At 34.4% G+C, this 12665-nt stretch carries 15 protein-coding genes and 1 other annotated feature; all 15 genes read left to right on the plus strand.

Features of this window, described 5'->3' with window-relative positions:
- Positions 1-861 (plus strand): putative lipid II flippase FtsW (gene ftsW, locus ACESM9_RS01645; RefSeq protein WP_372994633.1); only part of this gene is annotated, 861 nt, incomplete at its 5' end.
- A 5-nt stretch (positions 862-866) separates the two neighbouring features.
- Entirely contained in the window at positions 867-1979 is a 1113-nt protein-coding gene (gene murG, locus ACESM9_RS01650; RefSeq protein WP_372994636.1) for an undecaprenyldiphospho-muramoylpentapeptide beta-N-acetylglucosaminyltransferase, read from the plus strand.
- Between the two features lie 115 nt (positions 1980-2094).
- Positions 2095-3351 carry a UDP-N-acetylglucosamine 1-carboxyvinyltransferase gene (gene murA, locus ACESM9_RS01655; RefSeq protein WP_372994638.1) on the plus strand — a complete coding sequence of 419 codons (1257 nt, stop codon included), beginning with the start codon at positions 2095-2097 and terminating at the stop codon, positions 3349-3351.
- Between the two features lie 63 nt (positions 3352-3414).
- The gene (locus ACESM9_RS01660) at positions 3415-4125 is read left to right on the plus strand and encodes a cell division protein FtsQ/DivIB (RefSeq protein WP_372994640.1); all 711 of its coding nucleotides are present in this window, start codon (positions 3415-3417) and stop codon (positions 4123-4125) included.
- Positions 4126-4141: 16 nt separating this feature from the next.
- Positions 4142-4858, plus strand: coding sequence for a DUF881 domain-containing protein (locus ACESM9_RS01665; protein WP_372994642.1), 717 nt, complete (start codon positions 4142-4144; stop codon positions 4856-4858).
- 1 nt (position 4859) lies between these two features.
- Positions 4860-5588: a DUF881 domain-containing protein gene (locus tag ACESM9_RS01670; protein WP_372994644.1), complete on the plus strand. Its 729-nt coding sequence runs from the start codon at positions 4860-4862 to the stop codon at positions 5586-5588.
- Positions 5585-5932 (plus strand): small basic family protein, encoded by a 348-nt coding sequence (locus ACESM9_RS01675; protein WP_372994646.1) that lies wholly within the window; start codon positions 5585-5587, stop codon positions 5930-5932. The genes ACESM9_RS01670 and ACESM9_RS01675 overlap by 4 nt, the downstream gene beginning before the upstream one ends.
- 141 nt (positions 5933-6073) lie before the next feature.
- Positions 6074-7153: a cell division protein FtsZ gene (gene ftsZ, locus ACESM9_RS01680; protein ID WP_372994648.1), complete on the plus strand. Its 1080-nt coding sequence runs from the start codon at positions 6074-6076 to the stop codon at positions 7151-7153.
- A 125-nt stretch (positions 7154-7278) separates the two neighbouring features.
- Entirely contained in the window at positions 7279-7818 is a 540-nt protein-coding gene (locus tag ACESM9_RS01685; RefSeq protein WP_372994651.1) for an N-acetylmuramoyl-L-alanine amidase, read from the plus strand.
- 133 nt (positions 7819-7951) lie between these two features.
- Positions 7952-8878 (plus strand): sigma-E processing peptidase SpoIIGA, encoded by a 927-nt coding sequence (gene spoIIGA / locus ACESM9_RS01690; RefSeq protein ID WP_372994653.1) that lies wholly within the window; start codon positions 7952-7954, stop codon positions 8876-8878.
- Positions 8856-9605 carry an RNA polymerase sporulation sigma factor SigE gene (sigE, locus tag ACESM9_RS01695; RefSeq protein ID WP_372994655.1) on the plus strand — a complete coding sequence of 250 codons (750 nt, stop codon included), beginning with the start codon at positions 8856-8858 and terminating at the stop codon, positions 9603-9605. Before spoIIGA ends, sigE begins: the two co-directional genes overlap by 23 nt.
- A gap of 130 nt (positions 9606-9735) precedes the next feature.
- Positions 9736-10509 (plus strand): RNA polymerase sporulation sigma factor SigG, encoded by a 774-nt coding sequence (gene sigG / locus ACESM9_RS01700; RefSeq protein WP_372994657.1) that lies wholly within the window; start codon positions 9736-9738, stop codon positions 10507-10509.
- A gap of 233 nt (positions 10510-10742) precedes the next feature.
- Positions 10743-10979: a YlmC/YmxH family sporulation protein gene (locus tag ACESM9_RS01705; RefSeq protein ID WP_372994659.1), complete on the plus strand. Its 237-nt coding sequence runs from the start codon at positions 10743-10745 to the stop codon at positions 10977-10979.
- A 141-nt stretch (positions 10980-11120) separates the two neighbouring features.
- Entirely contained in the window at positions 11121-11582 is a 462-nt protein-coding gene (gene nrdR / locus ACESM9_RS01710; RefSeq protein WP_372994661.1) for a transcriptional regulator NrdR, read from the plus strand.
- Positions 11583-11657: 75 nt separating this feature from the next.
- Positions 11658-11879: a binding site (T-box leader), on the plus strand.
- Between the two features lie 60 nt (positions 11880-11939).
- Positions 11940-12593 carry a serine O-acetyltransferase EpsC gene (epsC, locus tag ACESM9_RS01715; protein ID WP_372994663.1) on the plus strand — a complete coding sequence of 218 codons (654 nt, stop codon included), beginning with the start codon at positions 11940-11942 and terminating at the stop codon, positions 12591-12593.
- Positions 12594-12665: the final 72 nt, after the last annotated feature.

The following is a 12665-nucleotide window of genomic DNA, read 5'->3' on the forward strand; positions in this document are numbered from 1 at the left end:
ATATTATTGATTGCCATATTTATACCCGGACTAGGCTATGGGGCTAAAGGTGCTATGAGATGGATTAAGATAGGACCAATGACAATGCAGCCATCGGAATTTGCAAAAACCGCATTGATAATATTTATGGCAAAAAGTTTGAGCAACAAAAAAGATAAGGTTAGACAATTCTTTCAAGGGGTTGTTCCTTATATAATACTAATGGTCATATATTTTGGTTTAATCATACTGCAGCCAAACTTGAGTATGGCAGGAAGTATACTGATAATTACATTTATAATGTTGTTTGCTGCTGGAGCTAAAATATGGCATTTATTGGGCTGGGTTATCCCCTTTCTTCCGGCAGTAGTATATTTGGTGACAAAAGAAAGTTACAGGCTCAATAGATGGCTGTCATTTAGAGATCCATGGGCAGACCCTCTAAATACAGGCTATCAGGCTATACAATCTCTCTTGGCCTTAGGTTCAGGAGGGTTATTTGGACTAGGCCTCGGGAACAGCCGGCAGAAGTTTTTTTATATACCTGAAGCTCAGAATGATTTTATATTTTCTATAATAGGGGAAGAATTAGGGTTTATAGGAGCTTCTACAGTTTTGTTTTTATTCTTATTTTTAATTTGGAGAGGTATTAGAATTGCTCTTCATGCTCCTGATATGTTCGGTTGTTTGTTGGCTACAGGAATAACATGCATGATTGGAGTACAGGTTGCCATAAATATAGCTGTTGTAACAGTATCAATGCCGACAACAGGTGTGACTCTTCCTCTCATTAGCTCAGGCGGTTCTTCTTTACTATTTGTTATGGCCAATATAGGAATTTTGCTTAATATTTCCAGGAGCATAAAAAGTGAGGGGAGTTGAATCAAGTGAGAGTGATATTTGCGGGAGGTGGAACCGGAGGACATATATACCCTGCCATATCCATCGCCAGAGGTATTTTAGATAAATATAAGGATGCAGAAATACTCTTTGTTGGAACAGCAAAGGGAATGGAAAGCAGCATAGTTCCGAGAGAAGGATTCTCTTTTACAACTATTAAGGTAAGAGGTTTTTTGAGAAAACTATCCTTTGAGAATTTGGTAGCAATAAAAGAAAATATGGTGAGTTTTATTGAATGCCGCAGAATCATAAAGGAATTTAAGCCTGATATAGTAATAGGGACAGGTGGGTATGTATGTGGCACCATGTTAATGACTGCCGCTTTTATGGGCATACCCACATTAATACATGAACAAAATGCTTTTCCTGGAGTCACCAATAGAATTCTGTCAAGATTTGTTGATAGGATAGCATTAACATTTGGTGAGGCTTCTGATTATTTTCATAGAAAAGATAAAATAACAATTACAGGCAATCCTCTTCGAGGAGAAATTACAAAAATATCTAAAACAGAAGGCATGAAAGCTTTTGGCTTTGATATAAATAAGCCTCTCATATTAATAGTTGGAGGCAGCAGAGGGGCTAAAAGAATTAATGAAAGCAGTATGCTTATTGCAGAAGAATGTGCGAAAAAGAGGGAATTTCAGCTTCTGCATATGACTGGAGAAACCCAATATAACGATGTCATAAAATTATATAATAATAATGGTATTTCTCACGATACTTCTTATTTGAGAGTAATGCCCTATATCCACAATGCTCCCTATGCATTAGCTGGAGCAGATTTGTTGATAAGCAGGTGTGGGGCAGGACTAATATCTGAAATTACAGCCCTCGGCAAGCCGTCAATATTGATTCCATATCCATATGCAACAGATAATCATCAGGAATATAATGCCAGGGCACTAGAGAATTGTAATGCAGCAACTGTTATACTTGAAAGTGAGCTAAATGAGAATGTGCTTTTAGATAGAGTAAAATCTCTATTTGCTGATAAGAGGAAAATGGAGGATATGGCATCCAACAGCAGGAAATTGGGAAAGCCGGAGGCAACCTCCGCTATAGTTGAAATGGTTGAAGCATTATTAAACAATAAGTAGATACTGATATGTTATAATGAATAAAGAAGAGTACTTGCCTTTGTAACACCTTTGGAGGAAATGCATAATATGTTAGTATGATTACTATTAGCACTTCCTGGAGGTGTCGTAAAACATGGGCATGTATATCATAAATGGTGGCAACAGGCTCGAAGGTGAGTTGAGGATTGAAGGCTCAAAGAATGCTGTGCTGCCGATATTAGCAGCATCAATAATAAATGGTAAAAATTCAATTATCCATAATGTTCCATATTTGAAGGATGTAAATACATTAGTAAGTATGCTTGAATCAATCGGATGCAAATACAGTTTTGTAGGGAATACAGTTATAGTGGATTCCACAGGGGATTTGGACATAAATATACCAGAGAAGCCTGTACGAGAGATGAGATCATCAATCATACTTATGGGAGCAATGCTGGGGAGATTCAAGAAGGTTAAAATAAGTTTTCCAGGAGGCTGCGAAATCGGATTAAGACCTATTGATCTGCATTTATCAGGTCTCAGACTTTTAGGCGCAAAAATCGTAGAATCACATGGATATATAATATGTGAATGTGATAAACTGTATGGCAATGAAATTCATTTAGATTATCCCAGCGTTGGTGCTACAGAAAATATTATGTTAGCAGCTGTATCAGCTGAGGGAGTGACCACTATTCAAAATGCAGCGAGAGAGCCGGAAATAGTAGATCTACAGGATTTCTTGAACAAGATGGGGGCTAAAATTACTGGTGCAGGAAGCAGCACCATAAGAATACAAGGTGTAACAAGTTTCCATGATGTAGAGCATACAGTCATACCTGATAGAATAGTTGCAGGTACCTATGCGGTTGCAGCAGCTATTACAGGTGGAAAAGTAGTAATAAGAGATATTATTCCTGAGCATATAAAACCGATTATTTCAAAGCTTGGGGAAAGCGGATGTAAAATATACAGATATGATAAAGATATAAGCATTAGCTGCAGCAGAAGACCAAATGCAGTAGATATTATAAAGACCATGCCATATCCAGGATTTCCGACAGATATGCAAGCCCAGATGATGGCGCTCATGTGTACTGCAAGAGGCACAAGTATTTTTATAGAGACTATATTTGAGAATAGATATAAACATGCCGAAGAACTAATAAAAATGGGAGCAAATATAAAAATAGAGGGCAGAGCTGCAATAGTCAAAGGGGTAAATAAACTGATGGGAGCACATGTGTTTTCTCGTGACCTTCGCGGAGGTGCCGCTTTAGTTTTGGCTGGTTTAGCGGCTGAAGGTACTACAATAGTAGATAATGTAGATTTACACATAGAAAGAGGATATGAAAATCTGGATATAAAGCTCAAAAACCTAGGTGCAGACATAACAAAAGAAAAATGATGATTGCAGCTATGCTGCAATAAATTTTAGTTCTTTTGTAGTACAAGCCTTAGAGGTGAGAATATGAAATCATTATTTAAATTTTTTATTTTGGTTTTTATACTAGGAGCAATTGGGGCTTTTTTACTTTCATCTGAAATATTTGAGATTAAGAACATATATGTTACGGGAAATAAGACTGTAGCTAAGGATGAAATAATAAAGTTATCAAATATACAGTACAAGCAAAATATTTTCAAATTAAACACCAAAGATATAATAAAAGGTATGTTTAATAACCCTAAAATCAAAGCAGTAAAGATAAAGAGGGTATTGCCTTCCAGCATTGCATTGGATATTATTGAAAGGGAAGGCGTTGCTTTAATACCTTACTTGGGATCATATATAAAAATTGACGAAGAAACCGTAATAATTGAAGTAATCAGCTTAGAGAGCGATTTAAATCTGCCAATAGTATCAGGTATTACTTTTAGTGATTTTAAGCTTGGTGAAAAGCTAAAAAGTGAAAAATTAGATCAGTTAAATAGTGTGATGGAAGTAATTAAATGTTTGAAAAGTGTTAAAATGACAGATATAATTGAAACAATTAATGTAGAAGATTCATCTAACATAATAATAACAACATCAAACAATATACGAGTGTATTTAGGAAATAATAAGCTGGATTACAAAATTGGCATGGCAAAGTCAATTGTGGAGGATCTAACAAAGGATAATGAAATTGGAATAGTTGATATGAGACATGAAGGTAATCCGATTTTTAAGAGAGATTAAGCCAGGAGGTTTTTCAATGAAAAACATAAAAATTCATCTAGCCATAGGCTTAGTGTGTTTAGTATTAGGAATTATGGTTGCTGTACAGTTTAAAACTGTAAAAAACAATATAGGTCCTGTAACAGAATATAGAGCAAGAGAATTGGCTTCCCAGTTAAAAAGGGTAACTACTGAAAGAGATAGTTTGGTTGAATTAAAAAATGAACTGGAGAAGAAGCTTCGAGATTATGAAAATGCAGAAGCTGAAGGTAATGTGGCAGCAAAATTTTTGACTGAAGAGTTGAATAAAGCAAGGATTATTGCCGGTCTTGTAGATGTAGAAGGACCTGGTATTATAATGGTACTAGATGATTTGAAATTTTCCGAGCATTATAATTACAATATCATCAGTTATACTGATTTATTGGAGTTGGTTAATGAGCTCAATGCGGCAGGTGCTGAAGCTATTTCGATAAATGATCAGAGAATAATATCTACAACAGAGATAAGGCAAGCAGGACTTCATATTAATATCAATACTGTTAAATTTGCACCCCCATATACTTTTAAGGCAATAGGAGAGCCGAAAACCCTTGAAGCAGCTTTAAGGATGAGAGATGGGATTATCCAGAGAATTGAGAACAAAGGTATTGGTATATCAATTACTCAACAACAATCAGTAGTTGTAAAAAAATATGATGGTGTAATTGAAAAGAAGTATTCAAGAGTAGTAAAAGAAGGAGAAACCCAATAATATGAAAAGAGGATTATCCACCTATTATTTACTTGCTATTGCATTAATATTAGGCTTTTTTCTAGCCATACAAATAAAATCCGATATTACTTCTCAAGGCATCATAACAATACCTAAATTATTAGCTATGGAAAAGGATGTCAGCAATTTAGAAGTAGAGATAGATAATCTCCAAAAGTCTATAAATGAACTGAATCTAAAACTTAAGGATTATGAAACCAGCCTGAATGAAAGCGGAAGTATATATAGCTCTATGATGGAAGAGTGGAAAAAAATCAGAAATTATGCTGGCATGGAGAAAATTTCAGGTCCAGGTATCATAATTACCATGAATGATAGTGATAAAGAAATTGAAATTGGTGATAATCCGGAATTGTATATAATTCATGATATAGATGTGTTAGAAGTAATAAATGAATTAAGAGCTGCTGGAGCTGAAGCTATATCCATCAACGGAGAGAGGGTTTTGGGCACATCAAGTATAGAATGCGGAGGTCCTATAATAATAATTGATGGAAAAAGGCACGCTACTCCTTTTATAATAAGGGCAATAGGAGACCCAAAGGTTCTTGAGGCTTCCATCCTTGCACCTAATAGTTATATTGATCTGATGGAGTATACAGGTATAGAGATTGATGTAAAAAAAGTTGAGAATATAGTAATGGATGGATACAAATCTCCTTTGAAACTTAAATATCAGAAAAGTATAGAAGAAGGTGAAAAGAAATGATAGTACCATTGTTAGGGTTATTATTGGGAATACTATTAGGTTTGCTTTCTCCTCTTACAATACCTATACAGTATTCAACATACATGTCTATAGCAATACTGGCTGCTCTGGATTCGGTGTTCGGAGGCGTGAGATCTAGTTTAGAAAACACCTTTGATGTTGAGATATTTATATCAGGTTTTTTTGCAAATGCGGTTTTGGCTGCAATATTGACATACATTGGGGACCAGCTTGGAGTTCCAATATATTATGCTGCAATATTCGCCTTTGGCGTAAGACTATTCCAGAACTTTGCAATAATAAGAAGGTATATTTTAGCTAAAATAAAAAGAAATAGAAAATAAAAATTTTATAAAAATAAAGGAAATTAAGCTTTTTCGTTGAACAATATATTAATGAACTAACAAAAAATGTGAGAAAGGATCTTATTGCTATATAACAGGTATCATATTTAATAATAAAGGATGTAATAGGGAGGTCGTAGTGTGCTCGAGTTTGATGTTGAAGTTAATTCGGTTGCTCGTATAAAGGTTATAGGTGTAGGAGGCGGTGGAAATAACGCAGTAAACAGAATGATTGCTGCAGGTCTTAAAGGCATAGAGTTCTTTTCAGTTAATACTGATAAACAAGCATTGTGCATGGCACAAGCACCAAACAAGATACAGATTGGCGAAAAACTTACAAAAGGACTAGGTGCAGGTGCTAATCCTGAAGTTGGGAAGAAAGCAGCAGAAGAGAGCTATGAAGACATAAAACAAGCACTGGAAGGTGCTGATATGGTTTTTGTAACTGCAGGAATGGGTGGAGGTACAGGTACGGGAGCCGCTCCTATTGTTGCGAAAATTTCCAAGGAGTTAGGGATATTAACTGTTGGAGTCGTAACAAAACCTTTTGGTTTTGAAGGTAAAGTAAGGAAGCTCCAGGCAGAAAAAGGCTTATTGGAGCTTAAGGAACATGTGGATACACTGGTTACTATACCAAATGATAGATTACTTCAGATAGTTGATAAAAAGGCTTCTATTATGGATGCCTTTAGAATCGCTGATGATGTATTAAGACAGGGTGTACAGGGTATTTCCGACCTGATAGCAGTACCAGGGTTGGTTAATCTTGACTTCGCAGATGTGAAAACAATAATGGCAAGCAAAGGTCTTGCTCACATGGGTATAGGACATGGCAGTGGAGAAAATAGAAGCTCCGATGCTGTGAAGCAGGCTATACATAGTCCTCTTCTTGAAACTTCTATAGAAGGTGCTAAGAGCGTTCTTCTAAATATAACTGGAGGGCCGGATCTTGGAATATTTGAAGTTAATGAAGCTGCAGAATTGGTTTTCCAGTCTGCAGATCCAGATGCCAATATAATATTTGGTGCAGTTATTGACGAGAATTTGAAAGATGAAATAAGGATAACTGTTATAGCAACAGGATTTAGCGAATTTGAAACTAAACCTGTTTTACCTGTTGATGACGATGAGATCATAGATAAAAAAACTGATACACATAAATCAAATTATCGAGATGATGATCTTGATATTCCACCATTTTTAAGAAACAGATTCAAATAAATAAAGCTAAAAAACTGGACGATGTCCAGTTTTTTTATTTCTTTTTCTTCTCCAAAAAACTTGGAATAAAAATAGAAATCTCCAATATACATGTATTATACATAATTTTTGAGTGGTGATTCTTTATGTTTAGTGTATATATTGACTGGGGCTATGGGATAGGGGTAGAAGCTTTCAGCAGCTTCAAAATAGGAGAAAAGCTATATAATGAACTAAAACTTCTAGGGGCATCCGTCGGTATAAGACCTATAAGTGATACAGCAGTAAGTGTAGAAGAAAGGATAAGCTTAATTGAACATGCCAATGCTGATATATTGATTTCCATAGATACAAATTGGTCTGAAAATGCAAATCAGAAAGGTATAGAAACCTATTATAGTGCTTCCAGCAAAAAAGGGGAATTGCTTGCAAAGAAGGTACAAAGGGAATTGATAAAGGCTACTAATTTATATAACAGAGGAATAATTAGCTGTAGTGATAAGGTAAATTCAGTAATATCCAGGCTAATAAAAGCAAATGAAACATCTATAGTTACTCTAATAGGCTTCTATTCAAATCCCCATGAAAGATTGAAAATTGAGCAGGATATGTTTAAAGAACTGGCTTCTATTGGTATTTTAAATGGTATTAAAGAACTATACAAAACAAAAGGAATTTTTATGTAGATTTATATAAAGCATTTTTTTATTTCGACTTCTAAAAATGACAAATATTTTCCACTTATGTTTCTATAATTATAGTAAGTGATAGGATTAAATTAATTTCTAATAAATATAATTAGCAAAGGTTTGTGGAAATATGGTCAAGTTTGTATATGGAGATATAATCTTTGTGGAAAATTTATTGATGAACTATTTAATACTATTTAGTACAGCAAAATTAACCAGAAGCCCTTATAAAAAAATTAATATTCTTCTTGCTTCTATAACCGGTGCTATTTATGCTGTTTTTTACTATTATCCAGGCTTTGAATACCTTTATACTTGGCTGCTTAAAATCATTTTTTCACTATTTATCATTGCTGTGGCATTTAATCCATATACCCTTAAAGAATTTGGAAGAATAATATTGGTTTTCTATATAATATCACTAATATTCGGTGGAGCAGCCTTTGGAATATACTACCTTATAAATGGAATTAAATTTTCATATAAAGGTGTATTTTATATAGAAAGCTTCCCTATCAAGCTTTTATTTGTATCTATAATTTCTGCTTACATATTTGTAAAGTTTTCGTGGGGATATATTATTTCAAGAATAAAGAGAGAAAAAATACTATTAGATGTTTCGATACTAAAGGGAAGCAAAAGAATATGCTTAGTAGCCTTGGTAGATACAGGTAATTCTCTTACAGATCCAATAACTAATCGCCCTGTAATTATTGCCGAATATCAAGCTATTAAAGAACTTTTGCCTGAAGAAATCCAGAAGATATTTGATGAAAACAATGAGAATAATTTGAATACCATAGCTTCAGTCTTATCCAAATCTGAATGGATGACCAAGTTCAGGTTTATACCCTTTAAATCCTTAGGCGTTGAAAATGGGATGCTTATAGGGTTTAAACCTGATGCAGTAAGCATTGAAGATAAAAGATCGAGAAACTATATTAAAGATACTATTGTTGCAATATATAACAAAAGATTATCTAAAGACGGTGAATATAGCGCATTGTTGCATCCTGAAATATTAAGCAATTATAATGGGGGGAAAAATAGTGCATAAATTATTCAGGTTGTTAGCCCTTCAATTAATAATCTTGATAGCAAAACTAAAACAGCAAATGAAGCCTAATGACGAAGGTTGGATTCACTACATTGGTGGTAATGAAGCATTGCCTCCGCCTTTGGATATAGATGATGAGGTTGTTTGGATATCAAAGTTAAATGAAGTGGGAAGCAACGCAAGGTCAGTATTAATAGAAAGAAATCTTAGGCTTGTGGTCTACATAGCCAGAAAATTCGAAAATACAGGTGTAGGCGTGGAGGATTTAGTTTCCATTGGCACCATTGGTTTGATCAAGGCAGTTAACACCTTCGATCCTGACAAGAAAATCAAGCTTGCCACATATGCCTCTAGATGTATAGAAAACGAAATACTTATGTATTTAAGAAGAAACAGTAAGGTTAAATCAGAGATTTCTTTTGATGAACCTTTAAATATAGATTGGGACGGAAATGAGCTACTGCTCTCAGATATTTTAGGTACTGATAATGACTTGATATACAGATATTTAGAAGATGAGACCGATAAGGAGTTATTGGATATAGCACTAAAAAAATTAAATGAAAGAGAAAAAAGGATAATGGAGCTTAGGTTCGGATTAAATGACGGAGTAGAAAAGACTCAAAAAGAAGTGGCAGATATGCTTGGAATTTCGCAATCATACATTTCAAGGTTGGAGAAAAGAATAATTAAAAGATTAAAAAAAGAGATAAACAAGATGATATAAAACAAGTTATTTGTATTCCAGATATATATATATCTGGATTTTTTTGATATTAATTAACTTATTTCCATGAATAAAAAAAATAGCTATGGTAATAATTTAAATGTCTATTAAATAAAAAGGGTGTGCTGGTATGATGATCAACAAGGTTGAAATATGTGGTGTGAATACTTCCAAACTGCCAGTTTTGTCTAATGCAAAAATGATGGAGCTTTTAAAAAAAATACGACAGGGTGATTTAGAAGCCAGAGAGGAATTCATAAAATGTAACCTCAGGCTGGTTTTAAGTGTGATACAAAGATTTAATAACAGAGGCGAATATGTTGACGATTTGTTCCAGGTAGGATGCATAGGTTTGATCAAAGCCATAGACAACTTTGATTTGGATCAGAATGTAAGATTTTCTACTTATGCAGTCCCCATGATAATAGGTGAAATAAGAAGGTACTTACGAGACAATAACTCTATTAGAGTTAGCAGATCATTAAGGGATATTGCATACAAAGCTTTGCAAGTAAGAGACAAACTGATAAATATAAACTCAAAGGAGCCAACAGTATCAGAGATAGCAAAAGAGCTTGATCTACCGGTGGAGGAAGTGGTTTTTGCATTGGATGCAATACAAGATCCTCTATCTTTATTTGAACCAATTTATCATGACAACGGAGATGCAATATATGTGATGGATCAAGTGGCTGATGATAAGAACAAGGATGAAAACTGGGTTCAGAGTATTGCTTTAAGTGAAGCTATGAGAAAGCTAAATGATAGAGAAAAGCTTATACTCAATCTGAGATTCTTCCAAGGAAGAACCCAAATGGAGGTGGCAGAAGAAATTGGCATCTCTCAGGCTCAGGTATCTCGCTTGGAGAAAACTGCTTTGAGCCATATGAGAAAGTATATCTGAGTGATTTAGCATATTGCAGCATAAAAAAGAATAGGGCACACCTATTCTTTTTTTTGGGCAGATGATTTCTCAGAGGTTGAAGGATACACTATAGCCAATCTAATGGATATATAATATCGCAAAAGTAATTAACTTTGGTGACTCTAATGCTCATCATTACAAATTCAGGTTCTATTTCTGATGCATGTCTTATATATTTTATATAGCACATGTATTAGAAATGGGGTGTTGATATGTTTAAAGCATCTGAATTAAGACAAAAAGAGATAATAAACATTGCAGATGGTAAAAGGCTTGGCTTTGTATCAGATGTGGAGATAAATATGGAAACTGGGATTATTGAAGCAATAATAATCCCATCAGAAAGCAGATTGTTCAGAATAATATCAAAGGATAACGATATTGTAATCCCGTGGGAAGATATCAAAAAAATCGGAATCGATGTAATATTGATTGATAAAAGTTCTTAATAAAAATTATAAGTTTCAGCCAAGGGTGGGAAATGAATCAAAAAAGTGGGTCAAACTGCTATGTGTGCTGATATAATATATAGTATAATTATACTATAAATAAGTGTAACACGAAGGAAAAGCACATTAGGAGGAATAGAAATGAAGTGTCCTTATTGCGGATGTAATGAAAGCAAGGTAGTTGATTCGAGACCCGCTGATGAATATACTGTTATAAGACGCCGAAGAGAATGTGAAAGCTGTTCTAAGAGATTTACAACATATGAAAAGATAGAAGAAATGCCTTTGATAATAGTAAAAAGGGATGGCAGCAGAGAACTGTATCAAAGAAGCAAGATAGTGAACGGTATTCTAAAAGCTTGTGAAAAAAGACCTGTTTCTGTTAAAGATATTGAAGAAATGACAGACAGCATTGAAAAAGAGTTATATAACTCTATGGATAAGGAAATCGAAAGCAAAAGAATAGGGGAAATGGTTATGGCCATATTAAGGAAAGTAGATGATGTTGCCTATGTTCGTTTCGCTTCTGTGTATAAACAATTTAAAGATATAAATACTTTTATGGAAGAACTCAATAAATTAATGAAAGAAAACTCAAAATGATGATAAAAAGTTATTGACAGATAAATACAATGCAATTATAATAAAATCATACTATATTAGTCGGAATTAAATATTCTAAAGGCTATGAATGGAAAGTGTAGGTAGTGAAGATACTTTTTCAGAGAGAGATTGCCATGGCTGAAAGCTATCTCAAAAGTATTTACCGAAAGTGCGTCCAGGAGCTTTAGGCTGAAGGGTATTAGGCCGTTACGGGAGCAACCGTTATAAATGCATGGGTATGATGGTACCCATAGAGTAGTAATAAGAGTGGAACCGCAGAATAATACTGCCTCTTAATAGGAGATTCTCCTGTTAAGGGGCTTTTTAAATTTTAAATAATAAAAAAGGAGTGTAGCAATGTTTAAAACATTAAAGGAAGACATATCTGTAGTAATGGAAAGAGATCCAGCTGTAAAAAGTAAATTGGAAGCTTTACTATGTTATTCGGGACTCCACGCTATAATTATGTACAGAATAAGCCATTTTTTCTATAACAAAAGAATGTTTTTAATAGCAAGGCTGATATCACAGTTAGCCAGATTTTTCACTGGAGTAGAAATACATCCAGGGGCAGTTATTGGCAGAAGGTTGTTTATTGACCATGGAATGGGAATAGTTATAGGAGAAACAACAGAGATAGGTGATGATGTAACCTTATATCAAGGAGTAACCTTAGGAGGTACAGGTAAAGATAAAGGCAAGAGGCATCCCACAATTCATGATAATGTGACCATAGGTTCAGGAGCCAAAATACTAGGTCCTATAACCGTAGGAACCAATGCAAAGATAGGAGCAGGTGCCGTAGTCCTGAGATGTGTACCGCCTAGCACAACAGCTGTAGGAGTTCCAGCTCATACAGCCAGAAAAACAAATGAAATAATGAAGATTGACTTAAATCATACTGATTTACCGGATCCGGTGGAAAATAGAATCAAAGAACTTGAAGAAAGAATTAAGAATCTTGAAGAAGCATTGTTGAATTATTCAGGAGACTTGAAAAAATCCTGTTGATTACTCATAAAGATAAAGGCTAATATAATATTATTGATGGAATAATATTATGTTAGCTTGGAGTGAATGATA

Origin of the sequence: Lutispora sp. (assembly GCF_041687175.1) — a bacterium.
Lineage (GTDB): Bacteria > Bacillota > Clostridia > Lutisporales > Lutisporaceae > Lutispora.

What these genes read in the sequence shown, in the direction of transcription:
- ACESM9_RS01670 (WP_372994644.1), top strand. Translation starts at nt 4,860, where the DNA reads ATGAAAAGAGGATTATCCACCTATTATTTACTTGCTATTGCATTAATA.
- ACESM9_RS01685 (WP_372994651.1), top strand. Translation starts at nt 7,279, where the DNA reads ATGTTTAGTGTATATATTGACTGGGGCTATGGGATAGGGGTAGAAGCT.
- spoIIGA (WP_372994653.1), top strand. Translation starts at nt 7,952, where the DNA reads ATGGTCAAGTTTGTATATGGAGATATAATCTTTGTGGAAAATTTATTG.
- epsC (WP_372994663.1), top strand. Translation starts at nt 11,940, where the DNA reads ATGTTTAAAACATTAAAGGAAGACATATCTGTAGTAATGGAAAGAGAT.
- murA (WP_372994638.1), top strand. Translation starts at nt 2,095, where the DNA reads ATGGGCATGTATATCATAAATGGTGGCAACAGGCTCGAAGGTGAGTTG.
- sigE (WP_372994655.1), top strand. Translation starts at nt 8,856, where the DNA reads ATGGGGGGAAAAATAGTGCATAAATTATTCAGGTTGTTAGCCCTTCAA.
- ACESM9_RS01665 (WP_372994642.1), top strand. Translation starts at nt 4,142, where the DNA reads ATGAAAAACATAAAAATTCATCTAGCCATAGGCTTAGTGTGTTTAGTA.
- nrdR (WP_372994661.1), top strand. Translation starts at nt 11,121, where the DNA reads ATGAAGTGTCCTTATTGCGGATGTAATGAAAGCAAGGTAGTTGATTCG.
- sigG (WP_372994657.1), top strand. Translation starts at nt 9,736, where the DNA reads ATGATGATCAACAAGGTTGAAATATGTGGTGTGAATACTTCCAAACTG.
- ACESM9_RS01705 (WP_372994659.1), top strand. Translation starts at nt 10,743, where the DNA reads ATGTTTAAAGCATCTGAATTAAGACAAAAAGAGATAATAAACATTGCA.
- ACESM9_RS01675 (WP_372994646.1), top strand. Translation starts at nt 5,585, where the DNA reads ATGATAGTACCATTGTTAGGGTTATTATTGGGAATACTATTAGGTTTG.
- ACESM9_RS01660 (WP_372994640.1), top strand. Translation starts at nt 3,415, where the DNA reads ATGAAATCATTATTTAAATTTTTTATTTTGGTTTTTATACTAGGAGCA.